This is a genomic window from Candidatus Enterococcus moelleringii (assembly GCF_017377575.1).
GTDB classification, from domain to species: domain Bacteria; phylum Bacillota; class Bacilli; order Lactobacillales; family Enterococcaceae; genus Enterococcus_A; species Enterococcus_A moelleringii.
Genome location: NZ_JAFREM010000020.1, coordinates 19,083 through 34,028 on the forward strand (window position 1 = coordinate 19,083; position 14,946 = coordinate 34,028).

Genomic DNA, 14,946 nt, shown 5'->3' on the forward strand with positions numbered 1-14,946 from the left:
AACACTTAAGCCAATACATTTTGCCTCTGATTACATCAGCTGTTATCTTAGAGCAGGTTTCTTTCCTAGATTTTTTGTACGTGCTAATTTCAATTTTTTAGATCGTTCAACTAGTGAATGATAGAAGCTGATAAAAAGGTCAAAAGCGCTATAATTTCTTTAATGTCAAAAAAACCGGAAATCACCTTAACTCTTAGGCGATTCCCGGTTCTTCAATCTATTTACTTTTTTGTTGCGGCAGGATAAACACAACGGCTACAACTAACGAAATAACAATCAGAACCGTAGCAATCATCATTTGTACATGAAAACCTTCAACGGGATCAGCGATTGACGCCGATAAAGCAATTACAACAGACAAGCCAATCGAGCCGCCGATTTGGTGTACCATGTTAACCACGCCAGATGCAGCACCTGCTTCATTGGCGGTGGTGTTGGCGATTCCTGAAGCGGTCAATGGACTTAGTGAGAAGCCTTGGCCTACTCCAGCGATTGCCATAGGAAGTGCGATACCCAGCCAATAATTACTATTTTCGTTAAATAAGCTTAAGCCGATAAAGCCAATCGTTACAATGACCAATCCAATTACCATCAGCTTGGCGTTGCCTAAGCGTTTGGTTAAACGAGAAACCAATAATGACGATAAGAAAATTGTAATGCTTAATGGGAAGAAGGCTAAACCAGACGTCAACGGTGAGTAGCCTAAATAATTTTGCATCATTTGCGGGGTCAAAAACCACAGACTCAGCATGGCTCCCAAGAAAGTAAAACGGGCAATATACGCGCCCAGCCGTTCCTTATTCTTAAACAGACTTAACGGCATAATTGGCGAAGCAGTTTTCGCTTCTTGGCGAATGAACAGGCCAATGAATACGACTGCAATGACTAGTGCCAACAGATTATTGCTTTCCCCTACGATACTGTAGACCAGTGCCAGCATTCCAATCACCGAAGTTACTGAACCAACGATGTCGATTTTTCCTTCAATCGTTTCCCGTTCTTGAATGAAGATCGTGGATAGAACAATCATCACTAGACTGATGGGCACATTGATGAAGAAGCCGTCCCGCCATGAAAACTGACTGGCTAAGACGCCGCCAATGATCAAGCCCACCGAAGAGCCAATACCAGCAGTGGCACCATAGGCAGCAACTGCTTTAGTCCGTTGCTCCCCTTCGAAATTATCCATTAAAATGGCTAAAGTGGTGGGGGCTAGAATAGCTGAGCCAATTCCTTGGAAGGCCCGGGCTAAGATAATCGAAGTGGAACCGCCAGCCAAGCCGACCAACAGCGAACCGATTGCGAAAATAATCAAGCCGATGTTGTACATTTTCTTGCGTCCAAAGATATCGCCAGATCGACCTCCTAATAGCAGCAGCCCGCCAAAGGTTAGCGAGTAGGCATTGCTTACCCAAGATAGCTGGGCTTGATTCAATCCTAAGTCCTGCGCAATTTTTACGGTACCGGTAAAAATAATCGAGTTATCTAGTAAAATCATAAAATAGCTTAATAAGATAATGGGGAGTACCATCCCATTTTTCTTTAGGCTTGTGTGGGTATTTTCCATTTGTATTGCCTCCTTATTGATTACAAAAGCAAGCATACAGCATGGAGTCCACTCTAAGGCAAGGGATAAATCAGAAATTTTCATGAAAGTAAAAATTATTTCGCATTGTTCACCTGATATGTCAGCCAAAAGCCATTCTCTTCAATGATTTGGTGATTTTTCAGGGTAAATCCCACCATGTCTTCGGAAGGCCAATGGGGTGACTGCTCAAAAATCGTTACGGATTCAGTGCTGCCGTCGGTGATGGGAACGACTACCAAGCTTAGTTCATCAATACAGCCTTGTTGTAGGAAGGTCCAGTTGATCCTTCCCCCACCGCAAACAAGAAGTTTTTCAATTCCGAATAATTGATCGAGCTTCTCCATCGCCAGCTGGCAATCTAGACATTCTTGACCGGCAATTACATAAGAAACGCCAATTGCTCGTAAGTGAGACAAATATTCCTTCGGGGTTCCCTCAGTAACGATTTCAATCACATGGGCATTCGGACGGCCGGCCTTTTTATAGGTACCCTCAGTCCAAGGGATTTCTCCTTCCGTATCGATGGCGACAAAGTATTGTTGGGCATTGGTTTTGGCCACAAAATCCCCGGCTGGCACCACCGACATCGGTTGGCTTAGCTTTAACTTGCGATTATTTAAAAATTCTTTGACGGTGCGGCTGCCGTACGCCCAAGCATCGGCTTGAAAATCAGTCCGAATTGCGGCGTATTGTTTGAGATATTTTTCAGTTAGCGGGGCTTTCATAAAATTCCCGTTGATTTTTCCGTCGAGACTGCTCAAAATGTGGCAAATGATATATGGTCGTTTCATAGATTTTCCTTTCTGAAGAGCTTTTCTATTATTCTACTCCTTGGAGTGAACTTCAGGTCAATGAGATTTTGGTAGAATTTGAAAAAACACGCAACAGCCTCAAATTTCCGAGGCTTACTACGTGTTTCTTCTATTATATTATAGTTCTAACGATGCAACCCATTCTTGAATGGCTTCTTCTGACTCAGGGATTTCTTCGGCTTCCAGGTCTAAGCCACTCAGATTTGACTGACCCACGGCTTCGCCGATTTCAGAATAGCTGCTGCCGCTGCCGTAACCGGCATGGGTGCAGAAGGGAATTACTCGTTTGTCGCTTAGGTCGTTTTCCTCAATAAAGGAGAAAATGGCCTGTGGGGTACCCGTTGCCCAAACCGGATAACCGATAAATACGGTATCGTAGGATGAAACATCCAGATCACTGGCTTGAAGCGGCGGTAAGAAACCGTCAGCCTGCTCTTCGCGATTTTGATCGGTGGTGGCATCGTAATCGTCAGGATAAGGCTCCTCCACTAAGATTGAATGGATATCCGCATTCGCAGCAGTTTGAATCGTGCTGGCTACATAAGCCGTGGCACCGTAGACTTCACCGTCGGAAATTAAGGTGCTGGCCGAAGTATCGGCATCAGTCACCGGCGTCGGCACGTTTTCGGCCATAGAGAAATAGGCGACTAAGACGTTGCTATCGGTTTGAGTAGTCGTGTTTGCTGCATTCCCACCGGTTGCTTCCGTACCGCTTCCGTCAGAATTGGTACTGGCTCCGTCATCGTTGCCAGTACAGGCAGTTAGTGTGACTAAAGCGACGGCACTGAAAAGTGCTAATAAGCATTTTTTCATAAGCTTCTCCTTTATGTTTTGATTTTATCTATATCAAAATCCTCAGTGAACAGGTTCTTATTCACTGCGCTGAACAGAACTGGCCATTAGCGGATTGGCAATGGTAGGGAGAATATTCTGGGAATAATTTTGCGGCCGCTTCATGGTTAGATACAAAATGTACTGCGGTTCATCGGAAGGGTAAATCAAAGCCACCGAATAAATGTAATCGTTGGCGCCTCTTAAATAGCCGCTGCCATCTTCGGCCGCAATTTGTGCGGTACCAGTTTTAGCCGATACATTCTCATCATCTAAATGATACAGATCATAGGCGGTGCCATATTCTTCGTCCTCCACTACATCCCGCATGTAATCCAACACCTGACGACTAGCCCTGGCGGAAAACATTCGTTCATTTTCCAGCGTGTTCTCTTCGTTAACCACTATTTTCGGCTGAACGGGAATCCCTTCGTTGGCAATAGCACTGAACATCCGCAGCATTTGCAGCTGATTTACGCTGACTGCCTGACCGTAAGTGCTCATGGCTAGATCCACTAGATTATCATCCGGCAGCGAGCCGACTACTTCCCCCGGCAAGCCGGCATTAATGGGCTTATCAAATCCCAAACGTCCAATGGATTCCCGCCAACGATCGTCCCCCATTTTATTGAAAAGCTCCACCATCCCGACATTACTGGACCAGGAGAAGGCTTGACGCATAGTCAAAGGTCCTTTTCGTCCCCGATCATGGTCATTAATCTCGATGCCGTTGACCTCGATTCGGCCAGCCGGTATGACTTCTGCGGCATCGAAGGACCCATTATCAATGGCGGTGGCTACCGTTCCGATTTTCATGGTGGAACCAGGTTCGTATTGCTCTTCGACGAATAAATTGCGCCAGACAAAATTGTCGGCTTCGGTGCCTTCCATCGTTTCTGGATTAAAAGTAGGCCGCTGGGCCATCGCCAAAATTTCTCCGGTATCAGCCTTCATCACCACACCGGTCATATTTTCCGCTTGAGCCGTTTCGTTGGCGCGGCTTAACAGCGTCTCCAGCTGCATTTGCAAGGGTTCAGACAGGGTCGTAGTCAGATTTTCCCCATGAATCATTGGTCTCGTAGTCTCGATCGTACCCGGCACCGGCGTTCCTTGGGCGTTGCGTTCGTATACGATTTGACCATCGGTTCCTTGGAGTAAGTCATTATATGCTTTTTCCAGACCACCTCCTCCGACAACTTTCCCATCCTGGTTAGTGGTATAGCCCAACGAGTGAGCAGCCATACTGCCATTGACATAGGTTCGATTATTGGTAGGGTTAAACAAAATACCATGAATGTTTTCTGCTTCTAATTCTGTTTCAATTGCGTTGCGTTGTTCCTGGCTGAGAGCTTTAGCCGCGCTGCCCAGCTCGACTTGAAAAAGCGTCTCCCCTTCTTCAGTAATCCCCGTTTCCAGCATTGCTTGAATTTCTTCCGAGGTGCTGTCAATATGCTGGCTGATGATCGCTGCCGCCCGTGGGAAATCCTCCTGCGGAAGATATAACGGTTCACCGCCATCTGTGTAGTCAGGAGAAAGCACCGCAATCATATCAAATTGCTGCCCGTTGATTACCAGCGGTCGTCCTGAACGGTCAAAAATTTCACCCCGATTGGCGTAAAGAATTTGTGACCCGTTGTAAAGGGCCTCGGTCCGCTCCGCCAAAGAAACCCCCGCCACTCGACCGGCAAGAATGACATAAGAAATTCGAATGGCACAGGCGAAAAAGACGACTAACGAACAAGCAATCATAAAGAAGCCTACCCGCCGGCGATTCTCATTAGCACTTTCATTCTTCTGGCACAGAAATTGTTTGATTTTTTCCATGAAATTCACCACTTACTTTGTGAAAGATTTATTAATTCAAGTATAGCGGCTTCGTGTGTTGATTTTGTGAGAGGTTTGCGAGAATGAAGAAAGGCTTACGGGATAGTTTTTAGATTTCTTTGATTAGCCAGAGTTCGTTTTTACTGATTGATTTTCAATAAAAAATCCCTCTACAGACAATGGTTAATTACCACCACTACCTGTTGAGGGAAAATTACTATAAATTCTGCCTGCTAAAACAATAGGAGCTTCCAAGCAATCCTACAACATAACAAACAAAAATCGTAATATACGGCAGCAAGCCATGTGCATCTAATAGCGTGACAGAAGTGACCGCGGACCAAGGAATCAAATTGCGAATATTTTCGGACCAGTATAGTCCAATAAAGCCGACTCCTGATACCCCGCAGCTAAATAGTAAGCTGGGATAAAAGGTGCTTCGCTGCAAAACACAGACAATCAGCATGGGACTCATGGACAATAAACTAAGCAGTCCGGTTTTGAGGCACAGCTCAATAATTTCACCTAGCGAGGAGTTCAGTTCACTAGTGCCGAATAATATAGCGTAGCCTCCGCAGGCAACTATTGTGAATCCTATGCTAATCAGCAGGAACCACATCGTCCATACTAAATATTTTCCCAGCAAAAATTTCACCCGATTGATTGGTGCGGTTAAGGTATTGATCATGGTGTGTTCGACATATTCTTTTTGCACGAGAAAAGTCAGCACAAATCCGCTTAAAACCGGATAAACAATGATTTGTATCGGAATAATTAATCGCCGCAGCCACTCGATACCACTCATCATTTCAGTGATCGATTCTTGCTCTCGCAAGTCGGCTAGGACCATCAAAACCGGAATAAGCAAAGCAATCAGGCTGCAGGCTGGCAGTAATTTGTTTCGTTTCAGCTTCATTCGTTCGTTTGCCAAAATATTAAGCAATGCCTACACCCCCGGTAATTTTTTTGAAGTAATCTTCCAGGTTGTCAATGCATAGTTCAAGATGGGTAAGATGGATGCCAGCATGGAAAAACGATTGCCCAATCGCCGAAACCTCTTTCTGCAAATCATAAATCCGAATGAACTGATCGTCCTCCACTGAGTAATTGGTAATACCTAATTCATTTTCTAAATGATAACTCGCTTTCGCTGTATCGGGAGCTTGAATTAGAATATATTGCTCCGATTTCTTTTTCAATTGATCCAGAGTACTTTCTTCCAGTAATAAACCTTCGTGAATAATTCCGATGTCATCAGCCAACAGAGCAATTTCAGAAAGAATATGACTGGAAATAAGGATGGTCTTTCCTTGTTCGTGGCACAGTTTCTTCAAAAAAATTCTGATTTCAGCAATACCGATGGGATCGAGTCCGTTTGTGGGCTCATCTAGGATTAGCATTTCCGGATCATTTAGAATGGCATTAGCAATCCCCAACCGCTGCTTCATTCCCAGTGAGTAAGAAGAAAAAGTCTTGTGATCCTTGTAAGGCAGGCCAACCACCGATAAGGCATTTTGGATCGCTGTTTTATTGATGGTGCCTCGAAGTCTGGCAAATACTTGCAGGTTCTCGGTCCCTGTCAGATTAGAGTAAAAGCCAGGAGTTTCAATAATCGAACCAATTCGGGGGTAAATTTTGCGGGCATTCCCTTTTAAGGGTTGGCTAAAAACACTTATTCTTCCTTCAGAAACCGAAGTCAGTCCCAAAATCATTTTCATGATAGTGGTTTTTCCAGCACCATTTCTTCCCAGCAGGCCATAGATACGACCCTTTCTTACATTCAAACTCACTTGATTTACAGAGGTTTGATTGCCGTATTTTTTCGTCAGCTCTTCGGTGCTTAAAATAATCTCGTTTTGCATAGGTCTCTCCTTTCGCTTTATTACAAATTACCAGATAAACCTTGCCGAAACCTTGCCGTCAGTATTCTTTATTCATGTTTGTGTGGTAGTTGTAATTGAAAGGTCGTTCCCTCGTCGATTTCACTTTGAACCGAAATAGTTCCTCCTAATGCGGTCAAAAGTTCTTTTACAATTGCTAAACCTAGACCATTGCTGTTTTCCGACCTAGAGCGATCACCTTTATATAAGCGGTCAAAAATAAACGGAAGATCTTGTTCAGGTATTCCGATGCCGTTATCAGAGATCGTAATCAAAACTTCCGATGAATCATAAGTTAAGGTAATTGCTAAAAAATCTGCTTGGCTATGTTTGAGGATATTTGATAATAAATTGTTGAGGATGCGTTCCCAGGCCCGTTTGTCGGTAATTAGTTGGATGGAGTCCTCTGGAATATCAAATTGAAAGGCGATCCCGCATTTCTCCAGTTTAACCACCCAATCAGCTAAAATGATTCGAGTAACTTCGCCAATATTCTCGCTTTCAAAATGATAGACCCATTCCCCAGATTCTAATTTTAACCATTCAAATAGGGACTGAATGTAGTCGCTTAGATCCAAGGCCTTATTTTTTGCGGTACGCAAAAAAAGCTCTTTTTCGTCGGGATCGTTTTCCAATTCCTCTAAATAGCCAACTAATGAGGCCAATGGTGTACGAAGGTCATGGGACAAGCTGGTGACTAGTTCTTTATAGGCTTTTTCGGATTTGTTGGCTGCCACCAGTCGGTTTTTATCCTGGATGATAATATCATTTATTTTATAAACCAGTTCGCTGATAGCAGTATCTTCATCAGCTAACAGCCTACGGTCTAAATTTCCATCAGCTACTTCGTCAAGGATATTAGAAACTTCTTGTACTTTCTTTTTATTGCTTCGGATATAAATAAATTGGCCGACGATGATACAACACAATACGATGATTACGAATATAAGCATCCTTAAACCTCCAAATTGAAGCGATAGCCGATGCTATGGATTGTTTGGATATAGTCCACACCTGATGGACCTGCATTTATTTTCTTTCTCAACTTGCTGATAAAGGACATGATATTTCTGTCATCAAAAGAATACTCTTCCTGCCAGACATGGACATATATCTGTTCTTTGGTAAACACTTTCCCTTGATTGGCTGCCAAAAAGTAAAGCAGATCGAATTCTTTTGCCGTTAATTGAATCGGAACATCATTGATCGTGACCGATCTTAGTGATGGATCAATAGTCATTTCCTTAAAAGTTAAAATTTTTTCTTCCGTTTTCTCACCATTAAAGACTGTATATCGACGGATCAGCGATTGAACTCTGGCGATGAATTCACTCATTAAAAATGGTTTAGTTAAATAATCGTCCGCTCCCAGTCTAAACCCCGATACCTTATCCACTTCAGAATCCTTCGCGGTCAGCATCAGAACTGGTACATTGTGGTCTTTGCGGATCTTAGTCAGCAGCTCGAATCCATTCATGATCGGCAGCATGACATCCAAAACGACTAGCTGAAAATCCTCTTTTAAAAAAGTCTCGATTCCTGTTTTACCATCGTGACAGACAGTGACTTTGAAGTCTTCCTGCTTCAGCTTTCTTGCCAGCAGCAGACACAGGTCTTGATCATCATCAATAATTAATACTTTATTTTGCATGATTAGGCTGTTCCCTTCCCGCCTTGATTTGTTTAACAATAGGCGCGGTCTCTAAGAATATGTTTATTAATTATAGTCGTACCAATGATGAATATCAACGCGGTCATTGTGAATGGTTTATTTAAGTTAAGAATTTTGGCAATGAACTTCGAGTTGACCTCTGCGTTCTCTCTTAATCTGGCGCAAAAAAAAAAGCCCCCCGATTTCTCAGGGACCGATCGTTTATTCTTGATGAACCTTCTCATCACTTTCAGCTAAATAGCCGTCTTCCAGCAATTTCTCAAAATTAAGCAAATGCTTTTGGTTGTCGTCGATTTTGTAACTTAGATATTGCAACGTTTCGTTAATGTCTTTGACTTTGTTTTCCAAAACCTCCCGCTGTTGGATCAACAGTTCCTTGCGGGCGTCCATGGTTTCTTCCCGCCCTTGCAGGAATAAGGAAACATACTCCACAATGGCTTCAACTGAAACTCCAGCATTGCGCATCACTTTGGCAAAGTACACCCAGTTTAAATCGTTCTCAGAAAACACGCGATAGCCTTTTTCGTCCCGTGTGATAGGTGGAATTAAGCCAGTTTTCTCATAGTAACGAATAGTGTCTGTGGTAATGCCAAATTTTTTACTAACTGTTGCAATATTCATGAGCCATTCTCCTTACTGTACCGTTCACTTTTTGTCTACCTTAATTGTACCAGATTGGTCGCAGGATTAGTTGCTGGTTGCTGGCAAATTGTTCAACCAATCAACCACTTCAGTTACGCTGTCTTCTACGTTATTACGGCTTACTGAGTAGCCATCTTCTACAACTGTTGCGTCGGGCTCTTCGTCAGCGATGGTGCTGATAGTGCTGGAAAATCCACTGCCGCCATGAACGTTGAATGGAATGATGGTTTTGCCTGACAAGTCATGTTCATCTAAGAAAGTGTACAGAACCATTGGCATATCACCCCACCAGTTTGGGTAGCCTAGGAAGATTGTGTCGTATTGGTCAAGATTTTCTACCGTCGCAGCTAGGGCTGGACGAGCATTTTCTTCTTGTTCAGCAGAAGCGATGTCCACTAATTCATCGTGATCGGTGGTGTAAGGTTCTTCAGGCTCGATGCGGAAAATATCAGCACCAACGTTTTCCTGGATGTTCATCCCTACATATTGCACATTTCCTAAAACTTCGCCGTCCACAACTATGGCACTGTTGTCTTCTTCAGTAGACATGTTGTCAGGATCGTCTGTTTCTGGTTGAGAGAAATAAACCACCAGTGATTTGCCAAACTTGTCGGATAACTCAGTTTTTGGAGCTGCCGAGGGTTGAGCATTGCTGGTATCTGTTGCTGAACTGCTTTCTGCGGCTGAACTGCTGCCTGCACTTCCGCCTGATTCGTTTCCTCCCGAACATGCTGCTAAGCTGAATAATGCGGCTCCTAAAAAGCCTAATTTCATAATATTTTTCATCTTTCTTCCTTCTTTCTGCTGCATAATTTTTATTCATTGGTCGTCTTACTACACATTGAATTCTAAACTATGGAGTGCACTTCAAGGCAAGAAGTATATTGTGAACTTTCTGCAAAGTATTGTGTGGATTTGGTGAAAAGCTGGCAGATTTGTCAATATTGGTAATAAATGTCACTTATTTAGACCTTCAATTTATCAATTAGAGCTTCAGTTAGTGTTTTTGAAAAATTGACGCCGACTTTTTCAGCGCGGACACTTAACCACAGGAATCAGAGGTTTCTAACGATGAATCGCCGCAGAGTCTTAGCGAATATCCTGAATTCTGCTGAGGCAACGATCATGCCTTAGCCAAGTAAGTAGGTATTCGCTACAGTACACCGAAAATTGATTAGCTAAAAAAAGCCCTTCTGTTTCGCTCTGCTCCATAGAAGTCGAACTTCTAAGGAACCTGACAAAACGCGAGGGCGTCTAATTATTAAGATAATTGATTACCGTGAACAGCTGCTACTAGTTACGTATCAGTCATAATGGTATCTTGCTTGAACGATAATCAGAAAATCATCCTGTATTTTGTAAACAAGTCTATGCTCGTCTGTGATACGTCTCGACCAATAACCGGACCAAACATTTTTTAGTGGTACAGGTTTTCCAATCCCTTCAAAGGGGTCTCTCTTGATTTCTTTCACAAGTCTTCGTATTTTCTTTACTACCCTTTTGTCTTGATCTAACCAATACTCAAAATCTTCCCGTGCTTTTTCGTGCCATAAAATTTTCATTCAATTTCCTCGTCAAAATCGAATTCTTTGAGATTGGATAAAGAATTTTCTACATCAGTTATTGCATCATCTAAGCGAGTCCTATTTAGTTTTGATTGCATCAAGTAAAAGGTCTCCTGCCAAGTATCGTAATCTGCTTTGCTTAACACTACAACATCAGTATTATCGTTAGTAGTAACAACTAATCTCTCTGCATCATCATTAATTTTCCGCATCAACACTCTGAGATTTTGCCTAAAATAACTGTAAGTTACAGCTTCCATGATAAACCCTCCATCCGGTTGTACAATACTATTGTACAATTATTGGCTTTTTGTATCAATATTCAGCAGATAACCAAGAATAGTACACGGCTTTAACTATCCTTGCCTTTTTTCTCATACTCAAATAAAAAGACTTGTACCATCGATCTTTTGATACTCCCATTAACACGACTTTCATAGACAATGACCATTCTACACTTTGAATTCTAAACTATGGGGTGCATTTCAAGGCAAGAAGTATATTGTGAACTTTCTGCAAAGTATTGTGTGGGTTTGGTGAAAAGTCGGGAAAGCGCAGAATAGAACCATACAAAAAACGATATCCTCAGTTCGGATACCGTTTTTGCTGGTTTGCGCTCTTATAATGGATGAAAAACTGGCTTCATCTCCTGGAAGGTACAGTAGTGCTGGAATCCCAGCTCCTTAAGCAGCTTGCGGCTTTCTTCGATGTGAGCTCCTAGTTCGTCCGGCTTGTGGCTGTCACTGCCGATAGTAATAATTTTGCCACCTAACTGGCGGTACAGGCGCAAAATATCTTTTGAAGGCGTCGTATCTGGGATCTGATAGCGAACAGAGGATGTATTCACTTCAATCCCCTTGCCATCCGCGATAATATATTGGAGGATTTCGGTTAAAATCTCTTTATTGGCCTCGAAGGTATTTTCTTCCTTATTGACATACCGGCGGATCAAATCCAAATGAGCTAGACAGCTGTAGTGGTGATAATTTTTTACTACTGACAGCAGTTCATGATAATATTCCTGGTAGCATTCTTCCTCCGTTTTTCCTTGCTGAAAGTCGCCCAGCCAAAATTCTTGATTGTTGACTTGATGAATCGAGAGCAAAACAAAGTCAAAGGGATAAGCGGAGAACAGCTGTTCAAACTTGGGAATCGTCCCGGTTTGAATGCCGAACTCCAACCCAAAACGCAAACGAATTTCTTTTTGGTATTGCTCCTGTAATTTGGTGAATTCCTTGAAATAGGCTGGATAATCGACGTTCAATCTGTTTGCTGGATCGTCGGCACCGGCTGCGTGGTGATCCAGCTTCACGCCGTAATCTACGTGATCGGTAAAGCAAAGCTCGCTAATTCCTTGTTGGATGGCGTCCTTTACTACCTGCTCCATTGGATAATCAGAATCGTCGCTATAATAAGTATGAACGTGGTAATCGCACAGCATTGTTTTTCTTCCACTCCTTTTATTCACCAAAATCAGCGTGATAAGCTTTTTCCAATTTTTCCCAATAGGCAGTATCTTCAGCGGTGATCGCTCTGATCACGCGGCAGGGATTTCCGGCAGCTACCACATTGTCGGGAACATCTTTAGTGACGACCGCTCCTGAACCGATGACCACATTCGATCCGATAGTTACGCCAGGATTGATGGTGGCGTTGGCCCCGATCCAAACATTGTCGCCGATGGTCACAGCCGTACCGAATTCCAGTCCACGCACGCGAACGCCGGGATCAATCGGATGACCTGGAGTATAAATGCCAACTCGTGGACCGAACATGACATTTTTGCCAATCGTCACCTTAGCCACATCGAGGACTACACAGTCAAAATTAGCGTAAAAATTTTCACCGATGATGGTGTTGCTGCCGTAGTCGCAGCGGAACGGCGGTTCGATGTAGATTTTTTCGCCGGTTTTCGCAAATAATTGCTTCAATAATACTTGGCGATAGTCATGCTGTTCTTCGGTGGTTTGGTTAAACAGCCGCATCAATTGTCGGGACCTTCGACAATCCTCTCTTAACTCTGCATCATCCGGTGAGTACAGCTCTTCTGCTAACATTCGTTCTTTTTGGGTTTTCATTTTGATTGTTTCCTCCAATGGTTTCTTCTATTTATTTTTATTGCCAGACCCGCACCGATTAACAGGGCAAATATCCCAGCCAAGCGTGTGATTGCAGCTGCACTTTGATCGTTGATCAGTGCTCCGGCAGTATTCCAGAAAAAAGGTGTAGCAAATTGACTCAAAGTCATTGAAACTGAGATCAGCGCGGTGGATAAAATTAGTTGTTGCGCTGTCGCGAGTTCATTCACCTTGGTTATAATATAAGGGCCGGTAAAGGAATACACGAAGTTAAACAGCACCGCCGCGGTCGCCGCCACCCAAAATTGCTGGGCAAAGCTGAGCACCACCACTAAGACTCCGGCACAAAGATAGCTGATGGGCAGCAGACGAGCCTGCATCCGAACGAATAGTCGGCCAAATGATAAGCCAGCTAATAATCCACCCATATTCATTAAACTTAAGACCCAACTAGCCGCTTGTGTATTCCCTAACCCTTTTTGTACAAATAATTCCGGCAGCTTAATTTGAACCGCCCAAATGATTAAAAAGGTGAAGAAGCACAAAATGATGTATAGCAGGACTTGATTGCTGATAGTTGTTGCTTTAGCGCCGGAAGTATTTTTCCGACTAATAGAGTCATTCGGCGGTTCGGGTACTACTTTGGAAAAAAGCAGCAGGATCGGCAAAGCTGCCAGATAAACTAAAAAGCCCCAGTTCCACTGCACATTCATCAACCCGCCGCTAATTAAAATCAGCAGCGAATTGCCTAAAGCCGTGACCCCAACCTGATAACCTAGCAGGACCGCTCGCTGTTTTCCGGTGAAAAACATGCTGATCATACTGATAGCTAGCGGCGTAAACAAACCAATCCCTGCGCCTAAGATTAAGCGGCTGACCATTACCAGTGCAAATTGCTGGAAAAAGAATGGCAGGATTCCGGCCGCGACCGTCAAAACGATTCCCAGCTGAACCGTCCTCTTACGACCGATTTTCTGGGTAACTACATGACTCAACAAGGTAAATAAACAAGTGGTTAAGCTGGTCACCGTCACTAAGCTCTCCACTAAACTTTGGGAAAGCTGTGCATATTGATTGAACAACAACGGCAGCATGCTGGTAATCGCGGTTGCCGAACCGGTTAAGAGCGAAATACTCAGCAAGGCTCCTTTGAAGAACCCTGTCTCATAGGTTACTTGTTTTTCCTGTTGGCTGATCTCCTGATTCCAGCTGCGCATATCCTTGCTCCTTTGGTTAAATCAATTTTAAGTGTTTCAGTCCGTAAACGATTCCTTCATCATCATGGGCTTTGGTAATAAAATCCGCCGCCGCCTTGATTTCGTCAGTCCCATTTGCCATCGCCACGCTGTAGTCGGCCGCCTCAAACATTGGCAAATCGTTATTGCCATCGCCAAACGCATAGGTGGGAATTTTCTTTTCTAAAGACAGGCTATTCATGAAATGCTCAATCCCGGTCTTTTTAGAATTGCCTAAAGCGGTCATCGCCAACGAAAAGGGACTGTCCCGCACAATCGTCAAATAATCTTGGAAAAGCTGATGATACATTTGATCTTTTTCCACTTCCTCAGAAAAAAGATACAGCATCATGATATCGGTGGTCCGATAATAATCCGGCTTCACTTCGGGAATTTCGGCATTATCCAGCTGATACAACTTAGTCGCAGCCTCATCTACAAAGGTAATTTTGTTTTCTTGGCTTCCGTAAAAAGCCAGCGAATGCTTCAGCTTTTCTGTAAGTAAAACCACTTGTTCAATAATATCTTGTTGAATACTGGCTTGATAAATAATTTTCTGATTAAAAACAATTTGACCATTTAAGCCAACGTAAGCGTCAATTCCGCTGCCAGCCACCAGTTCTTCGATTTCCCACGGCGCCCGACCGCTGACTACCACCGGGATATAACCGTTTTTCTGCAGCTGACCTAGCGCCTCTTTATTTTGTTCCGTTAAACGTGATTTTTTGTCCAACAACGTGCCGTCTAGATCAAAAAAGACTATGCCATTCATCATTTTTTTCGCTCCTTGTTTGGTTTTTTCGTATATACTAATTATTA

General features: G+C 43.3%; 16 protein-coding genes. All 16 read right to left on the reverse strand.

The window, feature by feature from the left end:
* Nucleotides 1-217: 217 nt before the first annotated feature.
* The 16 genes from JZO70_RS13350 to JZO70_RS13425 all read right to left on the reverse strand — a co-directional run bounded on the left by JZO70_RS13350 (nucleotide 218) and on the right by JZO70_RS13425 (nucleotide 14,902).
* Nucleotides 218-1,567 (reverse strand): MFS transporter, encoded by a 1,350-nt coding sequence (locus JZO70_RS13350; RefSeq protein WP_207674085.1) that lies wholly within the window; start codon nucleotides 1,565-1,567, stop codon nucleotides 218-220.
* Between the two features lie 95 nt (nucleotides 1,568-1,662).
* A complete protein-coding gene (locus JZO70_RS13355; RefSeq protein ID WP_207674086.1) occupies nucleotides 1,663-2,379 on the reverse strand; it encodes a dihydrofolate reductase family protein in 717 nt (238 codons plus the stop codon).
* Between the two features lie 138 nt (nucleotides 2,380-2,517).
* Nucleotides 2,518-3,213, reverse strand: coding sequence for a flavodoxin (locus tag JZO70_RS13360; RefSeq protein WP_207674087.1), 696 nt, complete (start codon nucleotides 3,211-3,213; stop codon nucleotides 2,518-2,520).
* 57 nt (nucleotides 3,214-3,270) lie between these two features.
* Entirely contained in the window at nucleotides 3,271-5,055 is a 1,785-nt protein-coding gene (locus JZO70_RS13365) for a penicillin-binding transpeptidase domain-containing protein (protein WP_207674088.1), read from the reverse strand.
* A gap of 217 nt (nucleotides 5,056-5,272) precedes the next feature.
* Nucleotides 5,273-5,998 (reverse strand): ABC transporter permease, encoded by a 726-nt coding sequence (locus JZO70_RS13370; protein WP_207674089.1) that lies wholly within the window; start codon nucleotides 5,996-5,998, stop codon nucleotides 5,273-5,275.
* Complete coding sequence (locus tag JZO70_RS13375) at nucleotides 5,991-6,917, reverse strand: ABC transporter ATP-binding protein (RefSeq protein WP_207674090.1); 927 nt, start codon at nucleotides 6,915-6,917, stop codon at nucleotides 5,991-5,993. Before JZO70_RS13375 ends, JZO70_RS13370 begins: the two co-directional genes overlap by 8 nt.
* 68 nt (nucleotides 6,918-6,985) lie before the next feature.
* On the reverse strand, nucleotides 6,986-7,888 hold the full coding sequence (locus JZO70_RS13380; protein ID WP_207674091.1) for a sensor histidine kinase: 903 nt from the start codon (nucleotides 7,886-7,888) through the stop codon (nucleotides 6,986-6,988).
* A gap of 2 nt (nucleotides 7,889-7,890) precedes the next feature.
* A complete protein-coding gene (locus JZO70_RS13385; RefSeq protein ID WP_207674092.1) occupies nucleotides 7,891-8,586 on the reverse strand; it encodes a response regulator transcription factor in 696 nt (231 codons plus the stop codon).
* Nucleotides 8,587-8,808: 222 nt separating this feature from the next.
* The gene (locus JZO70_RS13390) at nucleotides 8,809-9,228 is read right to left on the reverse strand and encodes a MerR family transcriptional regulator (RefSeq protein ID WP_207674093.1); all 420 of its coding nucleotides are present in this window, start codon (nucleotides 9,226-9,228) and stop codon (nucleotides 8,809-8,811) included.
* Nucleotides 9,229-9,294: 66 nt separating this feature from the next.
* Entirely contained in the window at nucleotides 9,295-10,035 is a 741-nt protein-coding gene (locus JZO70_RS13395; RefSeq protein WP_242703940.1) for a flavodoxin, read from the reverse strand.
* A 518-nt stretch (nucleotides 10,036-10,553) separates the two neighbouring features.
* Entirely contained in the window at nucleotides 10,554-10,811 is a 258-nt protein-coding gene (locus JZO70_RS13400; protein ID WP_207674095.1) for a Txe/YoeB family addiction module toxin, read from the reverse strand.
* The gene (locus JZO70_RS22635; protein WP_207674096.1) at nucleotides 10,808-11,074 is read right to left on the reverse strand and encodes a type II toxin-antitoxin system Phd/YefM family antitoxin; all 267 of its coding nucleotides are present in this window, start codon (nucleotides 11,072-11,074) and stop codon (nucleotides 10,808-10,810) included. The genes JZO70_RS13400 and JZO70_RS22635 overlap by 4 nt, the downstream gene beginning before the upstream one ends.
* A gap of 359 nt (nucleotides 11,075-11,433) precedes the next feature.
* On the reverse strand, nucleotides 11,434-12,255 hold the full coding sequence (locus tag JZO70_RS13410) for a histidinol-phosphatase HisJ family protein (protein WP_207674097.1): 822 nt from the start codon (nucleotides 12,253-12,255) through the stop codon (nucleotides 11,434-11,436).
* 19 nt (nucleotides 12,256-12,274) lie between these two features.
* A complete protein-coding gene (locus JZO70_RS13415) occupies nucleotides 12,275-12,892 on the reverse strand; it encodes a sugar O-acetyltransferase (RefSeq protein ID WP_207674098.1) in 618 nt (205 codons plus the stop codon).
* Nucleotides 12,889-14,109 (reverse strand): MFS transporter, encoded by a 1,221-nt coding sequence (locus JZO70_RS13420; protein WP_207674099.1) that lies wholly within the window; start codon nucleotides 14,107-14,109, stop codon nucleotides 12,889-12,891. The genes JZO70_RS13415 and JZO70_RS13420 overlap by 4 nt, the downstream gene beginning before the upstream one ends.
* A 16-nt stretch (nucleotides 14,110-14,125) precedes the next feature.
* Entirely contained in the window at nucleotides 14,126-14,902 is a 777-nt protein-coding gene (locus tag JZO70_RS13425) for a Cof-type HAD-IIB family hydrolase (RefSeq protein ID WP_207674100.1), read from the reverse strand.
* Nucleotides 14,903-14,946: the final 44 nt, after the last annotated feature.

Bases quoted from the DNA above. Each gene is read 5' to 3' on its own strand.
- JZO70_RS13350 (WP_207674085.1), bottom strand. From the start codon at position 1,567: ATGGAAAATACCCACACAAGCCTAAAGAAAAATGGGATGGTACTCCCC.
- JZO70_RS13355 (WP_207674086.1), bottom strand. From the start codon at position 2,379: ATGAAACGACCATATATCATTTGCCACATTTTGAGCAGTCTCGACGGA.
- JZO70_RS13360 (WP_207674087.1), bottom strand. From the start codon at position 3,213: ATGAAAAAATGCTTATTAGCACTTTTCAGTGCCGTCGCTTTAGTCACA.
- JZO70_RS13365 (WP_207674088.1), bottom strand. From the start codon at position 5,055: ATGGAAAAAATCAAACAATTTCTGTGCCAGAAGAATGAAAGTGCTAAT.
- JZO70_RS13375 (WP_207674090.1), bottom strand. From the start codon at position 6,917: ATGCAAAACGAGATTATTTTAAGCACCGAAGAGCTGACGAAAAAATAC.
- JZO70_RS13380 (WP_207674091.1), bottom strand. From the start codon at position 7,888: ATGCTTATATTCGTAATCATCGTATTGTGTTGTATCATCGTCGGCCAA.
- JZO70_RS13385 (WP_207674092.1), bottom strand. From the start codon at position 8,586: ATGCAAAATAAAGTATTAATTATTGATGATGATCAAGACCTGTGTCTG.
- JZO70_RS13390 (WP_207674093.1), bottom strand. From the start codon at position 9,228: ATGAATATTGCAACAGTTAGTAAAAAATTTGGCATTACCACAGACACT.
- JZO70_RS13395 (WP_242703940.1), bottom strand. From the start codon at position 10,035: ATGAAAAATATTATGAAATTAGGCTTTTTAGGAGCCGCATTATTCAGC.
- JZO70_RS13400 (WP_207674095.1), bottom strand. From the start codon at position 10,811: ATGAAAATTTTATGGCACGAAAAAGCACGGGAAGATTTTGAGTATTGG.
- JZO70_RS22635 (WP_207674096.1), bottom strand. From the start codon at position 11,074: ATGGAAGCTGTAACTTACAGTTATTTTAGGCAAAATCTCAGAGTGTTG.
- JZO70_RS13410 (WP_207674097.1), bottom strand. From the start codon at position 12,255: ATGCTGTGCGATTACCACGTTCATACTTATTATAGCGACGATTCTGAT.
- JZO70_RS13415 (WP_207674098.1), bottom strand. From the start codon at position 12,892: ATGAAAACCCAAAAAGAACGAATGTTAGCAGAAGAGCTGTACTCACCG.
- JZO70_RS13420 (WP_207674099.1), bottom strand. From the start codon at position 14,109: ATGCGCAGCTGGAATCAGGAGATCAGCCAACAGGAAAAACAAGTAACC.
- JZO70_RS13425 (WP_207674100.1), bottom strand. From the start codon at position 14,902: ATGATGAATGGCATAGTCTTTTTTGATCTAGACGGCACGTTGTTGGAC.